Source organism: Streptobacillus canis, from assembly GCF_009733925.1.
In the GTDB taxonomy this organism is placed as follows: domain Bacteria; phylum Fusobacteriota; class Fusobacteriia; order Fusobacteriales; family Leptotrichiaceae; genus Streptobacillus; species Streptobacillus canis.
Window position 1 is genome coordinate 23,771 of record NZ_WOEI01000003.1, and the last position, 15,413, is coordinate 39,183.

Consider the following 15,413-nt stretch of genomic DNA (forward strand, 5'->3'; position numbering starts at 1 on the left):
AGGAGTTTTATGGGACATAAGATATATGAAATGCCTTTTTCAAAGGTTTATCCACTTTTAAAGGCAAAATTAAATAGAAAAAATATTGATGAAAATAAAGTAGATTTAGCAATAACTTGGTTAACGGGATATAATAAGAGAGAGATATCTAAAATAGTTGAAAATAAGATTGGGTATAAAGAATTTTTTAAAAAAGCTCCAAAATTAAATGAAGATAGATTTTTAGTAACAGGTAGTATTTGTGGAGTTAGAATAACTGAAATTGAAGAAGAATTGATGAAAGAAATTAGAATATTAGATAAAGTAATAGATGAGTTATCTAAAGGGAAAGATATTGATAAAATTATCAAAAAGGAAGGAAAATAATGGAAATAAAAATAACTACAGAATATATTAAACTTGATCAATTACTTAAATTTGCAAATCTAGTAGAAAATGGTGGAAGTGCAAAAGAGGTAATATTAGAAGGTCTTGTTTTAGTAGATGGTGAAGTTGAAACTAGACGTGGTAGAAAAATATACAGTGGTATGGTAGTTGAGTTTGAAGGAGAAAGAGTAGAAGTTAAATGATAAAAGAAGTGTTTTTTTCAGGTTTTAGAAATTTGATAGATAAGAGAGTTAAATTGTCTCGTGGATTTAATCTAATTTATGGTGAAAATGCACAAGGTAAAACTTCTTTTATGGAAGCTATCTATTTTGGAGCAACAGGTAGAAGTTTTAGAACTAAAAAAAATAATGAAATGATAAAATATGATAATGATGATGCAAAAGTATTTGTTAAATTAGAGAACACTTCTAGTTATTCTATTAACCTATTTAAAAGTGAGAAGAAATACTTTAAAAATGGAGAAAGAATAAAATATGTAGACTATATTGGAGATATTTTAGCCATTTCATTTATACCAGAAGATGTAGAACTTGTGATGGGGAACCCTTCTATTAGAAGGGGATTTTTCAATTACGAAATTTCTCAAATCAGTAAAGAATACTTATATTTAATAGTGGATTATGAAAAAGTACTTAAGATAAGAAATAAGATGCTTAAGGAGAAAAAACACAAAGAAGAATTGTATAAGATATATAATGAAAAGTATATAGAGATGTGTGCCAAAATACTTAAGATGAGAAAGGAATATGTAGAGGAATTAAATAAATACTTAGATGTAAATTATAAAAAACTATTTAACCCTAAACATAATCTAAAGTTAATATATGATAACTTCTTAAAATTAGAAGATGTAACTGATGTTGAAAAAAATAAGGAGAAGATATCAGAAATATTAAAGAATAAGGAAGCATACGATGTACAGTTAGGTTATTCTAATTACGGTATACATAAGGATGAATTCCATTTTGATTTAAATAGTAAAAATGCTAGATATTTTTCATCACAAGGTGAAAAAAAATCTATAGTATTCATATTAAAGATATCTGAAGTTGAGTTAATAGAGAAAAAGATGAATAAGAAACCCGTATTTTTAATGGATGATATAGCATCATTTTTTGATAATTTTAGAAAAAACCAAATTATTCACTATTTCTTAGAAAAAGAGATACAATGTTTTTTAACTTCAACGGAAGATTTAAAAATAGTGGGGAAAAAATTTGATGTTGATGGGGGTGTAGTAAGTGAAACGGATTAGTAGTGTAATAAATCAAAACAGTTTTGTTGGATTTAATTATGATAAATACGTAAATGATGCATTAATTAGTAGTTGCAGTATATGCTCTATTAAAGATGAGAATATATATATTTATGTAAATGATCCTAATGTAAAGATATTTATAAATCAAATTAAAACTAATATTTTAATAGAAGCTAGAAAATTTTCTGAAATAAAGGAAATATATGTACTAGATGATAAAAAAGGTTTAGTAAATGCTAGAAATATGAAGAGAAAGAATGCTAAAGAAAAAGTAACATATGATGATGGAATTAAATATGAAGATATTTCTACAGAAGAAAAAGAGAGAATATTAAAGGATATATCTGAGGTTGAAGCAAGTGAAGAAATAAAAAAACATCTTTATGATATAGCTGAAATATATTTTAAGACAGGAAAAGAAATTAGGGTTATATGTCCTGTATGTAATAAGGAAAAACTAGACTTATTTGGTGATAAGTGTTTAGATTGCTTGCAGAGAGAATTAGAATATAAAAGGGAAGAAGCGTATTTTGATATTAAAGATAACCCATATATAGAGGATAATAGTAAGATATATATAGAAGCAAGAAGAAGAATAGTAGAAGAAAAAATTGATAAGATTTTTAAATACTTAGAAGAAAAACAAGAAAAAGCTAATATTAATGATATAAATAATCTTTTTATGGAATATGCTATGTATAAAGCAGGGACAAAAGATAGTGAAGTGCAATTTTTAGCTGCAGATGAACTTAGAAAAAAACTATATCATTACTATCTTAAGAAAAATATAGTAATACCTGTGTTAGGAGGCAATAATGGATAGAAAAAATATTGCTTTACTAAAAGAAGAAGTAGTAGAGAAGTTAACTAATATGGGTCTTGATAAAATGGTAGTAATAAGTTCAGCATCTAATAACTTAGAATACTATCATAATATATTAAAGCAAGAAGAAAGTAACTATGAAAGTAAATATGTTAATTTAAGTTCATATTCTGCTCTTGATTTAGTAGGAGCAAATATTGAAATACTTGAATTTTTAAATAAGAAGGGAAAAGGAATATTATTCCTTGATATCAATTTAGCTCTAAAAGTATTCTTTGATGAAGTAAGAGTTATGAATTTTAAGGTAGATGAAGAATATAGTAGAGAAGAAATTTTTGAGTATTTAGCTCAAAATGGATATAAGAAGGAATATACAGTATTAACTAAGGGAGAATTTGCTATTAGAGGTGATATTATAGATATATATCCATCTAATTTAGATAATCCTATAAGACTTGATTTTTTTGATACTTTACTTGAAAGTATAAAGGTATTCTCAACTTATGATCAAAGATCTAAAGAAAATATAGATGAGATAACAATATTTGGTAATATTTTAAGTGGTATAGAAAGAGAAATAGTTGATATGCTTTCAATATTTAATGAAAGTAATATAGAGATTTTTTTAGAGAATAAAGAATTTCTTGAAGTTAAATTAGAGCAAATGACTATACTTGATAAAGATAATGCCCAAACTTTAAAGAAAAGGTTTGAAAAACTATTAGAAAATGGTAATTTACTTGAAGTTAGTAGAAGTAAAGATAGAAATTATCAAGATGAAATAAGGGTAAAAAGAGAAAGAATAGAGAAAAAAGGACTTAAATTTAATAGTGTAAATCAAATACTTGAAGGAGATTATGTAATACATGTTGAATTTGGTATAGGGATATATAAAGGGACAATAAATATTAATGAAAGAGATTATCTATACATTCAATATGCTGATAACGACAAGCTATATATTCCTGTAGAAAAACTAGATAGAATTAGTAAATATGTTTCAGCAGGAACAGCTCCTAAACTTTATTCATTAGGTACTAAAGGGTATAGAAGACGTGAAAAAAGAATTAGAGAAGATGTTGAAAAATTTGCAAAAGAATTAGTAACGATACAAGCTAAGAGAAAATTAGTAACTAAGCTTCCTTTTGTTAAAGATACTTTATGGCAGGAAGAATTTGAAGAAAAATTCCCTTTCAATTTAACTTGGGATCAACAAAAAGCAGTTGAAGATATTAAGTGTGATTTAGAAAGTGGAAGATTAATGGATAGACTTTTAGTTGGTGATGTTGGATATGGTAAAACAGAAGTTGCCATGAGAGCTGCATTTAAAGCAATAGAAAATGGATATCAAGTTGCTATACTTGCGCCAACTACAGTACTTGCAAATCAACATTTTGAAAGATGTCATAAAAGATTTGAAGATTTTGGTATTACGGTAGCTAATCTTTCAAGACTTACAGGTAAAGGTACAGATGATGTCCTATATGGTTTAAAAGATGGTAAGATAGACTTAGTAATAGGTACTCATAGATTACTTGGAGATGATATTAGATTTAAAAACTTAGGTCTTTTAATTATAGATGAAGAGCAAAAATTTGGAGTTACAGCTAAGGAAAAAATTAAGAAAAGAAGAGAAGATATACATCTTTTAACTCTAAGTGCAACGCCTATTCCAAGAACTTTAAATCTTGCATTACTTGGTATTAGAGATATTTCTTTAATACAAAGTTCACCTATGGATAGATTACCAATAATTACAAATAAGATAAAAGAAGAGGAAATTAGGGAAGTAATACTTAAAGAATTGGCAAGAGATGGACAGGTTTTCTATATCACCAACAATGTTAAGGGTATGGTAGAAAAGAAAAAAGATTTAAAGAAACTTATGCCTGAATTTGTAAATATAGAATATATACATGGACAACTAACACCTAAAGAGATAAGAAAAAAAATTAATGATTTTGATGAAGGTAAATTTGATATATTAATAGCCTCAACTATAGTTGAAAATGGTATAGATATTACTAATGCTAATAGTATAATTATAGAAAAATATACTCATCTTGGATTATCACAGATTTATCAATTAAGAGGAAGAGTTGGTCGTGGTAAAAGACAAGGTTACTGTTATCTTTTAGATACTGAGTATAAGACTAAGAAAGGTAAAGAAAAAGACAAGAGTCTTGATAAGATAGAGGGAGTTGAAGGTGGAGGATATGTACTTTCACTTGAAGATTTAAATATACGTGGTGCAGGAGAAATCTTAGGAGAAAAACAACATGGTGCCATAGATATGTTTGGATATGATCTTTATCTTAAAATGTTAAAGAATGAAATTAATAGATTAAAAGGTGAGAAGATACAAGAACTTAAAAATACTGAAATTAATCTGTTAAATAATGGATATATTCCTAAAGAATATATAGAAAAAGACGAAAGAATAGTAGTGTATAAAAGATATGCTGAAGTTCAGAGTATAAATGAGTTAAGAGAATTAACAGAAGAAATAAGAGATAGATTCGGGAAAATACCAGAAGAAATGCAAAATTTCGTTTATTCAATGAGGGTAAAGATGTATATGCTAGAAAATGGTATAGATAAGGTTGAAGAAACAAATCATGAATATATCTTAACTTTACCAAACTATATTGTTAAATTAACTAAAGAAGAATTTGCTAAGAGAATTAAATAAAACTTGCCAAAAGTATATGAAAGTAGTAATATCAAAACAAGAAATGAGAGGGAGAAGTGGAAATTATGAAAAAGTTTTTAGTTTTAACAGTAGTATTATTTAATATGTTATCATTTGCTGAAGCAAAACATAATAGATATAGATTAGATGTTTTAGCGTCATATGATAGACAATTAGAAGAATTTGGTGTAGAAGGACCAACAGTTTCAGTAGGATTTATGCCTGAATGGAAAAAAGAGATAAATTAAAAATTAGATGTAACATTTGGTACAAAAACATCTGTAGCTATAGGGTGAGCTATCAGAATAGATTATGATACTAGTGATCTTAATTTAAAAGATTGTTATGAAGAAGGATTTACTCCTGAAGATTCAGCAAAATGTGAATTAGAAGTTGATAAATATATAGTTCGTCATGCTAAAAAAACTTTTAAAAAGTTTGTACATGGTTCAATTAACTTAATTGGTGTTGCTGACTTAAATTATAGAATAAATGAAAAAGTAGGAATATATGCTGGTGTAGAAGGAGGATTAGGTATTTTATTCTTATCACAAGATAGAATAATACAATTACCTCAAAATCATGAAACTGTTGGAGATTCAACAGTGACATATGATCCAAATAAAACACAAACTATAAAATATGAAAATTTCGGCTTCGAACTTGGACCAGTAATTAAAGGAACATTAGGAGTTAAGATAAATGACAGATACAATATAGGTGTGTTCGGAGGATACGGAAATAAAGAGCTTGTAGGAATAGAAGCAGGATACAAATTTGATAGATAGTGGGAATTTTTCCCACCTTTTTTTATGCAAGAAAAAATATGTTGAATATATTTGTAATTTATGATAAATTAGACTAAAAGAATATATATTTATGGAGGCCATATGTCAAACTTAAGATTTTTTGTAGAAAAGAAAAAGCATTGTGACTTTGAATCGAGGAGGTTATTAAAACAGCTGCAAGAAGAATTGGGTATAATGTCTTTGAAAGATATTAGAATATTAAATTGCTATGATATTTTTAATTCTCCTGATAATATAGAGGATATAAAGAAAATGATATTATCTGAACCAGTAACAGATGATATTTTTGACAAGCTAGAATTAAACGGAGAAAAATATTTTGCTATCGAGTTTTTACCGGGGCAATTTGACCAAAGAGCTTCGTCTGCAATGCAGTGCGTAGACATAATAACAACATCAGATAATAATCTAGATATAACAACTTCTAAAATTTTCATACTATATGGTGAAGTGTCAACTGATGAACTTCAAAAAATCAAAAACTATCTAATAAACCCTATTGAAACAAGGGAAAAGAATCTAAACATCCTAGAAAAAGAAAAATTAACTATCAATACGGACGTAATTACGTACAATAATTTCATAGACTTAAACTCAGAAGAATTGGAGAACTTAAGAAAAGAACTTGGTTTATCAATGACTTATGAGGATATTTTACATATTCAAAATTACTATAAATCAGAAAAAAGAAATCCAACAGAAACAGAAATAAAAGTATTTGATACATATTGGTCTGACCATTGTAGACATACTACATTTGAAACAAAAATAAATAAAGTAGAATTTCCAGACACTAGTTATGGAAGATTTTTAAATTCTGAATTTGAAAAATATTTAGAAATGAAAGAAGTTGTTGCAAAACATAAAAACATTACTTTAATGGATCTTGCAACAGTAATACCGAAGTATTTCAAAAAGATAGGAAAATTAGATAGTTTAGAAGTTAGTGAAGAAAATAATGCATGTTCAGTATATATAGATGTTGAAACTGAGAAGTTTGATGGAGAAAAAGAAGTTGAAAAATGGTTATTAATGTTTAAAAATGAAACACATAATCACCCTACAGAAATAGAACCGTTTGGAGGAGCATCTACTTGTCTTGGTGGAGCTATAAGAGATCCATTATCAGGAAGAGCTTATGTTTATCAAGCAATTAGAATTACAGGAGCAGCAAATCCATTAGAAAAAATAGAAAATACTTTAAAAGGTAAATTATCTCAAAAGAAAATAACTACTGGAGCAGCTCATGGATATTCTTCTTATGGAAACCAAATAGGAATAGCAACATCTCTGGTTTCAGAAATATATCATGAAGGATATAAGGCTAAGAGAATGGAAGTAGGAGCGGTAGTTGCTGCTGCACCACTTGAAAATGTAATAAGAAAGAGTCCTGCAAATACTGATAGTATAATATTACTTGGAGGAAAAACAGGAAGAGATGGTTGTGGAGGGGCAACTGGATCATCTAAAGAACATACAGATGAATCATTATTTATGTGTGGTTCAGAAGTTCAAAAAGGTAATGCACCAGAAGAAAGAAAAATACAAAGATTATTTAGAAATGGAAATGTAACAAGATTAATTAAAAAATGTAATGACTTTGGAGCAGGAGGAGTTTCAGTAGCAATAGGAGAACTTGCTGACGGAATAGATGTTAATCTTGATTTAGTTCCAGTTAAATATGATGGATTAAATGGAACAGAACTTGCAATATCTGAGTCTCAAGAAAGAATGGCAGTAGTAGTAGCTAAAGAAGATGTAGAAGAATTCTTAAAAGAAGCTGAAAAAGAAAACTTACTTGCTACAGTAGTTGGAAGTGTTACAGATAATGGAAGATTAATTTTAAGACATAAAGGAGTAGATATAGTTAATATTTCAAGAGAATTCTTAAATACTAATGGAGCTACTCAAGAAATAGAAATTAAAGTTGAAGATATAAATGTTAAAGACTTCTTAAGTAGAGAATTAGCTAGTGAAACATTTAAAGAAAAATGGTCAGAAAATATACAAAAATTAAATGTTGCATCTACTAAAGGATTATCAGAAATGTTTGATTCAAGTATAGGAGCAGGAACAGTATTAATGCCTTATGGAGGTAAATATCAACTAAGTCCTATAGATGTATCAATAATGAAGATACCTATGTTATCTAAGAAAACTAACACAGCTTCAGCAATAACTTGGGGATATAACCCATATTTAACAGAAAAATCACCTTATCATGGATCTATGTATGCAGTACTTGATTCAGTAGCTAAACTTGTAGCAGCTGGTGTAGACTATAAAGGAATACACTTATCATTCCAAGAATACTTTGAAAGATTAGGTAAAAACAGTGTTAAATGGTCAAAACCTATGCTTGCATTACTTGGAGCAATGAGATGTCAGCTTGACTTTGAAATAGCTGCAATAGGTGGAAAAGATTCTATGAGTGGAACATTTGAAAATATTTCAGTACCACCTACATTAATATCTTTTGCTGTAAATACTGTAAATGCTAAAGATGTAATATCAACAGATATTAAAGAAGCAGGAAATAGAATATACTTAGTAGAAAATATAATAGATGAAGATTTATCATATAATAGTGAAGATATTAAAGTTAAATATGCAAAAGTACTAGAAGAAATGAGAAAAGGAAATATAGTAAGTGCTAAAGTTGTAGGCATGGGAGGAATTTCTGGTACAATTTCACAAATGTGCTTTGGTAATAAATTAGGAGTTAAATTAACTAATATGGATGTAGACTACTTTGGATATAAACCAGGAAGTATAGTAGTTGAATCAAAAACAGCACTTGATTTCATTGCTTTAGGAGAAACTACTAAAGAGTATGAAATAAATGTAAATGGAGAAATTATTGATTTAGAAACAGTTAAGAACTTATGGTTAGATAAACTAGATCCAGTATTCCCTTATGAATACAAAGAGAAAAAAGAATCAATAATAAATATCTCTAAACCAAAATTTGTAGACTATAGCTCAAGTGTTAAATATGCTAAACCAAGAGTATTAATTACAGCATTCCCAGGAACTAACTGTGAATATGATATGAAGAATATATTTGAAAGAAATGGTGCAGTAACAAATATTACTTTATTTAGAAACTTAAATAAAGCTCATATAGAAGGATCAATTGATGATATATGTAGAGAACTTAGAAATAGTCAAATATTTGTACTACCAGGAGGATTCTCAGCAGGAGATGAACCAGATGGATCAGGTAAGTTCATTGCTGCAGTATTACAAAATCCAAGAGTTAAAGAAGAAATAGAGAAATTCTTAGCTAGAGATGGATTAGTACTTGGAATATGTAATGGATTCCAAGCCTTAGTTAAATCAGGATTACTTCCATATGGTAAGATAGGAGAAATAACTCCAGATAGTCCAACATTAACATACAATAAGATAGGAAGACATATATCTCAAATGGTTAAAACTAGAATAGCAACAAATAATTCACCATGGTTATCTAGCTTTAATGTAGGAGATGAATTTGATATTCCCGTATCACATGGAGAAGGAAGATTCTTTGCAAATCGTGAAACATTAGAAAAATTAATAGAAAATGGTCAAGTTGCAACTCAATATGTTGACTTTGATGGTAATGCAAGCAATGAATTTAAATTTAATCCTAATGGATCAGAATTTGCTATAGAAGGTATCGTATCACCAGATGGTAAGATATTTGGTAAGATGGGACATTCAGAAAGAATTGGAGAAAATACACTTAAGAATGTAGAAGGAAATAAATATCAAAATATATTCAAAAACGGAGTAGAATACTTTAAATAAGAGGAGGAAAAATGCAAGTAGCAATCATTTTTGGTAGTAAATCAGACTTAGATGTTATGAAAGGAGCAGCAAATGCTTTAAAAGAATTTGATATTCAATATGAAGCTTTTGTACTTTCAGCGCATAGAGTTCCTGAAATATTAGAAGAAACTTTAGAAAGATTAGAAAAAGACGGGTGTAAGGTTATTATAGCAGGAGCAGGGCTTGCAGCTCATCTTCCAGGTGTAATAGCATCTAAAACTACACTTCCAGTAATAGGAGTACCTATTAATGCAGCTTTAGGAGGAGTAGATGCCCTTTATTCAATAGTACAAATGCCTAAGAGTATTCCGGTAGCAACAGTTGGAATTAACAATTCATACAATGCTGGAATGTTAGCAGTACAAATTTTAAGTGTTTCAAATGAGGATTTAAGAAATAAATTAAATAGTTTTAGAGTTAAAATGAAAGAAGATTTCAAAAAAAATATATCAGTAGAACTTTAGGAGGATAAAATGGAAAAAAGAGATTTCTTATACGAAGGTAAGGCAAAACAACTATATACAACAGATGATAAAGACTTAGTTATTGTGCTTTATAAAGATGATGCAACTGCAGGAAATGGTGCTAAAAAAGGAAGTATTAAAAATAAAGGTATCTTAAACAATGATATCACTACATTAATTTTTAACCTTTTAGAAGAACATGGAATTAAAACTCACTTTGTTAAAAAATTAAATGAAAGAGAACAACTTTGCCAAAAAGTTGAAATCTTCCCACTTGAAGTAATAGTAAGAAACTTAATAGCTGGATCTATGGCGAAAAGAGTAGGTATAGAAGAAGGAACTAAACCTGTTAATACTATATTTGAAATTTGCTATAAAAATGATGAATATGGAGATCCATTAATTAATGATCACCATGCAGTAGCTTTAGGACTTGCTACATATGAAGAATTAAAAGAAATCTATGAAATTACAGCTAAAATAAACAACTTATTAAAAGAAAGATTTGATAAATTAGGAATTATTTTAGTTGATTTCAAAATTGAATTTGGTAAAAACTCTAAAGGAGAAATCTTACTTGCAGATGAAATTACTCCAGATACTTGTAGATTCTGGGATAAAGAAACTGGTAAAAAATTAGATAAAGATAGATTCAGAAGAGATCTTGGAGATATAGAAGAAGCATACATGGAAATTTTTAGAAGACTTAGTGTTAAATAGGGGATAAAATGAATATATTATTTGATAAAATGGAAGAAGAATGTGGAGTTTTTGGAATATATTCTAAAAACAAAGAAAAAAATATTTCAAAACTTGCATATTACGGACTTTTTGCCCTTCAACATAGAGGACAAGAAAGTGCTGGTATAAGTGTTTCTTTAAATGGAGAAATACAAACATACAAGAATATGGGCCTAGTTGCTAAAGTTTTTGATGAAAAAATATTAGATGACTTAAAAGGAAATATTGCTATAGGACATGTTAGATACTCTACTTGTGGAGGATCTAAAATTGAAAATTGCCAACCTTTAGAATCTAAATTTAAATTAGGACATATAGCTGTTGCTCATAATGGTAACCTTATTAATGCTGATATAATTAGAGAATTAATGGAAGATGGTGGATCAACTTTCACAACTACTATAGATTCAGAGGTTATTATTAAATTAATAGCTAAAAAGGCAAAAAAAGGTTGTATTAATGCAATAAAAGAAAGTGTAATGGCTATTAAAGGAGCTTATGCATTAACAATATTAATGGATAATAAATTAATAGGGGTTAGAGATCCTTTTGGTATTAGACCTCTATGTCTTGGTATGACTGAAGATGGAGACTATATCTTAGCTTCTGAATCATGTGCATTAGATGCAGTAGGTGCAGAATTAATTAGAGATATAGAAGCTGGAGAAATGGTAATTATAGATGAAAATGGTGTTGAAAGTATTAAATATACTGAAAATAGAAGATTCTCACCATGTTCATTTGAATATATTTACTTTGCAAGACCTGATACTATTATGGATGGTATAGATGTATATCTAGCAAGGGTTGAGGCAGGTAAAATGCTTGCAAGACAAAATGAAATTAAAGCAGATTTAGTAATGGGTGTACCTGATTCAGGTGTTCCTGCTGCTATAGGTTTTTCTGAAGAAAGTAAAATACCTTATGCTCATGGATTAATTAAAAATAAATATATTGCTAGAACTTTCATAGAACCAAGTCAAGAAATGAGAGAAAAAGCAGTACTTGCTAAATTAAATCCTATTAAGAGTTCAATTAAAGGTAAAAGTATCATAGTAATAGATGATTCTTTAGTTAGAGGAACTACAAGTAAAATATTAATAGAAATATTAAGAAAGGCTGGGGCAAGAGAAGTTCATTTTAAATCAGCTTCGCCACCAGTTAAATTCCCTTGCTATTTTGGAATTGATACTGCAGATAGAGGTGAATTAATAGCTGCAAATAAGACTCTTGAGGAAATAAGAGAAGAAATTAATGCAGATAGTTTAGACTATTTAAAACTTGAAAATATGTTAAAGACATTACCATGTAAGAAATGTTGCGTGGCATGCTTTAACGGAGATTACCCTATAGATATAGTAAAATAAGGATGGTGAAGTGTGTGAGTACATATAAAGAATCTGGTGTAGATAAAGAAGAAGGATACAAAGCGGTAACCTTAATGAAAGAAAAAGTTGCAAAAACACATAATAGTTCTGTGTTAAATAACTTAGGAAGCTTTGGGGCTATGTATGAATTAGGTAAATATGAAAATCCAGTTTTAGTTTCTGGTACTGATGGTGTAGGAACTAAACTTGAAATAGCACTAAAACAAAAAAAATATAATAGTGTAGGAATAGACTGTGTTGCAATGTGCGTAAATGACATACTTTGTCATGGAGCGAAGCCTCTATTTTTCTTAGACTATTTAGCATGTGGAAAACTTTCAGCAGAAGTAGCTGCTGAACTTGTATCTGGTGTAGCGCAAGGATGTTATGATTCAGGTGCAGCATTAATTGGTGGAGAAACAGCAGAAATGCCAGGTTTCTATAAACCAGGAGATTATGATATAGCTGGATTCTGTGTTGGAGTTGTAGAAAAAGATAAAATGATTAATGGATCTAAAGTTAAACCGGGAGATAAAATTATAGGTTTAGCATCAAGTGGATTCCATAGTAATGGATATTCATTTATTAGAAAAATATTTACAGACTATAACGAAGTAGTATTAGGTAAGAGTGTTGATGAAATCTTACTTACTCCTACAAGAATATATGTAAAAAACATACTTCAAATTTTAGATAAATTTAATGTAAATGGTATGGCACATATTACAGGAGGAGGATTAATTGAAAATCTTCCAAGAGCTATGGCTAAAGATATGTCACCAGTAGTATTTAAAGATAAATTAGTAATACCTGAAATCTTTAGAGAATTACAAAGACGTGGAAATGTAAGTGATGATGAAATGTTTGGAACATTTAATATGGGTGTTGGATTCACTTTGATAGTAAATGAAGAAGACGTTGATAGTATTTTAGATGAATTAGAAAAATTAGGAGAAAAAGCCTTTTTAATAGGACATATAGAAAAAGGGGATAATACACTATGTCTAAGATAGCAGTTTTAGTTTCAGGTAGTGGAACTAACTTAAGAAAGATATTAGAAAATGGTATAGAAGTGGCTGTAATAATTTCAGATAGAAAATGTTTAGCTGAAGAAATTGCAAAAGAATACAATGTGCCTTACTTTGAACTTGAAAGAAAAGATGTTTCAAGTAAAATTTTAGAAGTATTAAAAGGATATAACGTAGAATTAATAGTACTTGCAGGATTTCTTTCTATACTTAATGGAGAGATTTTAGATGTATATGAAGGAAGAATAATTAATATTCACCCTTCACTTTTACCTAAATATTCTGGGCGTGGAATGTATGGTATGAAAGTTCATGAAAAAGTATTTGAAGCTGGAGATGAAATTAGTGGAACTACTATACATTATGTAACTAAAGAAGTAGATGCTGGTGGAATAATTAGACAAGAAGTAGTGGATATTAAAGATGCTAAAAGTCCTGAAGAAATTCAAAAATTAATACTTGCAAGAGAATGGCAAATATATCCACAAATAATCAAAGAAATATTAGATGGGAGAAAATAAATGAAGAGAGCTTTAATTTCTGTATTTGATAAAGAAAATGTACTAGAAATTGCTAATTTTTTAAGCGATAGAGGAGTAGAAATAGTTTCTACTGGAGGAAGCTATAAATATCTTAAAGATAATGGTGTTAATGTAATAGATATTAGTGAAGTAACTAAATTTCCTGAAATGTTAGATGGAAGAGTAAAAACTCTACACCCTAATATACATGGAGGAATACTTGCAATAAGAGATAAAGAAGAACATATGGCAACTATTAAAGAACATAATATATCAACAATTGATTATGTAATAGTTAACCTATATCCATTCTTTGAAAAAGTTAAAGAAGATTTAACTGAAGCTGAAAAAATAGAATTTATAGATATAGGAGGACCAAGCATGCTTAGATCTGCAGCTAAATCATTTAAAGATGTAGTTGTAATAAGTGATAAAGATGATTATCTTCCTATAATGCAAGAAATTAAAGAAAATGGAGATGTAAGTTTATCTACAAGAAAGAAACTTGCAGCTAAAGTATTTAATTTAACATCAGCTTATGATGCAGCAATATTCAATTTCTTAAATGAAGAAGAATTCCCTAAATATTTAACTATTTCATATACTAAAGAAAGTGAAATGAGATATGGAGAAAACGGGCATCAAAAAGCAGCATATTATGTAGATAATATGAGTGAAGGTGCTATGAAAGGATTTAAACAATTAAATGGTAAAGAACTTTCATACAATAATATTAGAGATATGGATCTTGCATGGAAAGTAGTTTGTGAATTTGAAGAAACAGCTTGTTGTGCAGTTAAACACTCAACTCCATGTGGAGTAGCTTTAGGAAGTGATGTTAAAGATGCATATATTAAAGCTTATGAATGTGATCCTGTATCAATATTTGGTGGTATAGTTGCAATAAATAAAGAAGTTGATTTAGAAACAGCTAAACTTTTAACTCAAATATTCTTAGAAATAGTAATTGCTCCAAGCTTTACAGAAGAAGCACTTGAAGAATTAAGAAGTAAAAAGAATTTAAGAGTAATAGAATGTGATAGAAAACCTGTAGATAAAAAAGAAACAGTAAAAGTTGATGGAGGAATGCTTTATCAAGATACAGATACAGTTCTTTATACAGACTTAAGAGTTGCTACTGAAAAAGAAGCAACTGAAGAAGAAATGAAAGATTTAATCTTTGGATTAAAAGTAGTTAAATATGTAAAATCTAACGGTATAGTTATTGCTAAAGATGGAAAAACATTAGGAATAGGTGGAGGAGAAGTTAGTAGAATTTGGGCAGCTGAAAAAGCTCTTGAAAGATCTAAAGTAACTGAAAATGCTATTATGGCATCAGATGCATTCTTCCCATTTGAAGATGTAGTAGAACTTGCAGCTAAATATGGAATTTCTTCAATAATACAACCAGGTGGTTCTATTAATGATGAAAGATCTATTAAAGCTTGTAATGAAAACAATATTTCTATGGTTATTTCAGAAATTAGACATTTTAAACATTAAGGAG

At 28.7% G+C, this 15,413-nt stretch carries 14 protein-coding genes; all 14 read left to right on the forward strand.

The genetic code is table 11. The features are described from left to right. The first annotated feature begins 9 nt into the window (after window positions 1–9). On the forward strand, window positions 10–366 hold the full coding sequence (locus GM111_RS01640) for a DUF2200 family protein (RefSeq protein WP_156299152.1): 357 nt from the start codon (window positions 10–12) through the stop codon (window positions 364–366). Continuing rightward, the gene (yaaA, locus tag GM111_RS01645) at window positions 366–569 is read left to right on the forward strand and encodes a S4 domain-containing protein YaaA (RefSeq protein WP_156299153.1); all 204 of its coding nucleotides are present in this window, start codon (window positions 366–368) and stop codon (window positions 567–569) included. The genes GM111_RS01640 and yaaA overlap by 1 nt, the downstream gene beginning before the upstream one ends. Then, entirely contained in the window at window positions 566–1,642 is a 1,077-nt protein-coding gene (recF, locus tag GM111_RS01650; protein WP_156299154.1) for a DNA replication/repair protein RecF, read from the forward strand. Before yaaA ends, recF begins: the two co-directional genes overlap by 4 nt. After that, window positions 1,629–2,468, forward strand: coding sequence for a hypothetical protein (locus GM111_RS01655; protein ID WP_156299155.1), 840 nt, complete (start codon window positions 1,629–1,631; stop codon window positions 2,466–2,468). The genes recF and GM111_RS01655 overlap by 14 nt, the downstream gene beginning before the upstream one ends. Next, window positions 2,461–5,160, forward strand: coding sequence for a DEAD/DEAH box helicase (locus GM111_RS01660; protein WP_156299156.1), 2,700 nt, complete (start codon window positions 2,461–2,463; stop codon window positions 5,158–5,160). Before GM111_RS01655 ends, GM111_RS01660 begins: the two co-directional genes overlap by 8 nt. A 65-nt stretch (window positions 5,161–5,225) precedes the next feature. Continuing rightward, window positions 5,226–5,408, forward strand: a complete 183-nt coding sequence (locus GM111_RS01665) for a hypothetical protein (protein WP_156299157.1) — start codon at window positions 5,226–5,228, stop codon at window positions 5,406–5,408. 357 nt (window positions 5,409–5,765) lie between these two features. Beyond that, window positions 5,766–5,948: a hypothetical protein gene (locus tag GM111_RS01670; protein ID WP_156299158.1), complete on the forward strand. Its 183-nt coding sequence runs from the start codon at window positions 5,766–5,768 to the stop codon at window positions 5,946–5,948. A 102-nt stretch (window positions 5,949–6,050) separates the two neighbouring features. Then, complete coding sequence (locus tag GM111_RS01675; RefSeq protein ID WP_156299159.1) at window positions 6,051–9,764, forward strand: phosphoribosylformylglycinamidine synthase; 3,714 nt, start codon at window positions 6,051–6,053, stop codon at window positions 9,762–9,764. Window positions 9,765–9,775: 11 nt separating this feature from the next. Next, window positions 9,776–10,249 carry a 5-(carboxyamino)imidazole ribonucleotide mutase gene (gene purE, locus GM111_RS01680; RefSeq protein WP_156299160.1) on the forward strand — a complete coding sequence of 158 codons (474 nt, stop codon included), beginning with the start codon at window positions 9,776–9,778 and terminating at the stop codon, window positions 10,247–10,249. Between the two features lie 9 nt (window positions 10,250–10,258). Continuing rightward, a complete protein-coding gene (gene purC, locus GM111_RS01685; RefSeq protein ID WP_156299161.1) occupies window positions 10,259–10,969 on the forward strand; it encodes a phosphoribosylaminoimidazolesuccinocarboxamide synthase in 711 nt (236 codons plus the stop codon). 8 nt (window positions 10,970–10,977) lie between these two features. Then, the gene (purF, locus tag GM111_RS01690; protein WP_156299162.1) at window positions 10,978–12,357 is read left to right on the forward strand and encodes an amidophosphoribosyltransferase; all 1,380 of its coding nucleotides are present in this window, start codon (window positions 10,978–10,980) and stop codon (window positions 12,355–12,357) included. 2 nt (window positions 12,358–12,359) lie between these two features. After that, window positions 12,360–13,370: a phosphoribosylformylglycinamidine cyclo-ligase gene (purM, locus tag GM111_RS01695; RefSeq protein WP_156299163.1), complete on the forward strand. Its 1,011-nt coding sequence runs from the start codon at window positions 12,360–12,362 to the stop codon at window positions 13,368–13,370. After that, the gene (purN, locus tag GM111_RS01700) at window positions 13,358–13,906 is read left to right on the forward strand and encodes a phosphoribosylglycinamide formyltransferase (protein ID WP_156299164.1); all 549 of its coding nucleotides are present in this window, start codon (window positions 13,358–13,360) and stop codon (window positions 13,904–13,906) included. Before purM ends, purN begins: the two co-directional genes overlap by 13 nt. Beyond that, the gene (purH, locus tag GM111_RS01705) at window positions 13,907–15,409 is read left to right on the forward strand and encodes a bifunctional phosphoribosylaminoimidazolecarboxamide formyltransferase/IMP cyclohydrolase (RefSeq protein ID WP_156299165.1); all 1,503 of its coding nucleotides are present in this window, start codon (window positions 13,907–13,909) and stop codon (window positions 15,407–15,409) included. The last annotated feature ends 4 nt before the right edge of the window (window positions 15,410–15,413 follow it).

Coding starts and splice junctions, on each gene's coding strand:
- GM111_RS01665 (WP_156299157.1), top strand. CDS start 5,226: ATGAAAAAGTTTTTAGTTTTAACAGTAGTATTATTTAATATGTTATCA.
- purN (WP_156299164.1), top strand. CDS start 13,358: ATGTCTAAGATAGCAGTTTTAGTTTCAGGTAGTGGAACTAACTTAAGA.
- recF (WP_156299154.1), top strand. CDS start 566: ATGATAAAAGAAGTGTTTTTTTCAGGTTTTAGAAATTTGATAGATAAG.
- purC (WP_156299161.1), top strand. CDS start 10,259: ATGGAAAAAAGAGATTTCTTATACGAAGGTAAGGCAAAACAACTATAT.
- purM (WP_156299163.1), top strand. CDS start 12,360: ATGGTGAAGTGTGTGAGTACATATAAAGAATCTGGTGTAGATAAAGAA.
- GM111_RS01640 (WP_156299152.1), top strand. CDS start 10: ATGGGACATAAGATATATGAAATGCCTTTTTCAAAGGTTTATCCACTT.
- GM111_RS01675 (WP_156299159.1), top strand. CDS start 6,051: ATGTCAAACTTAAGATTTTTTGTAGAAAAGAAAAAGCATTGTGACTTT.
- purE (WP_156299160.1), top strand. CDS start 9,776: ATGCAAGTAGCAATCATTTTTGGTAGTAAATCAGACTTAGATGTTATG.
- GM111_RS01660 (WP_156299156.1), top strand. CDS start 2,461: ATGGATAGAAAAAATATTGCTTTACTAAAAGAAGAAGTAGTAGAGAAG.
- yaaA (WP_156299153.1), top strand. CDS start 366: ATGGAAATAAAAATAACTACAGAATATATTAAACTTGATCAATTACTT.
- purH (WP_156299165.1), top strand. CDS start 13,907: ATGAAGAGAGCTTTAATTTCTGTATTTGATAAAGAAAATGTACTAGAA.
- purF (WP_156299162.1), top strand. CDS start 10,978: ATGAATATATTATTTGATAAAATGGAAGAAGAATGTGGAGTTTTTGGA.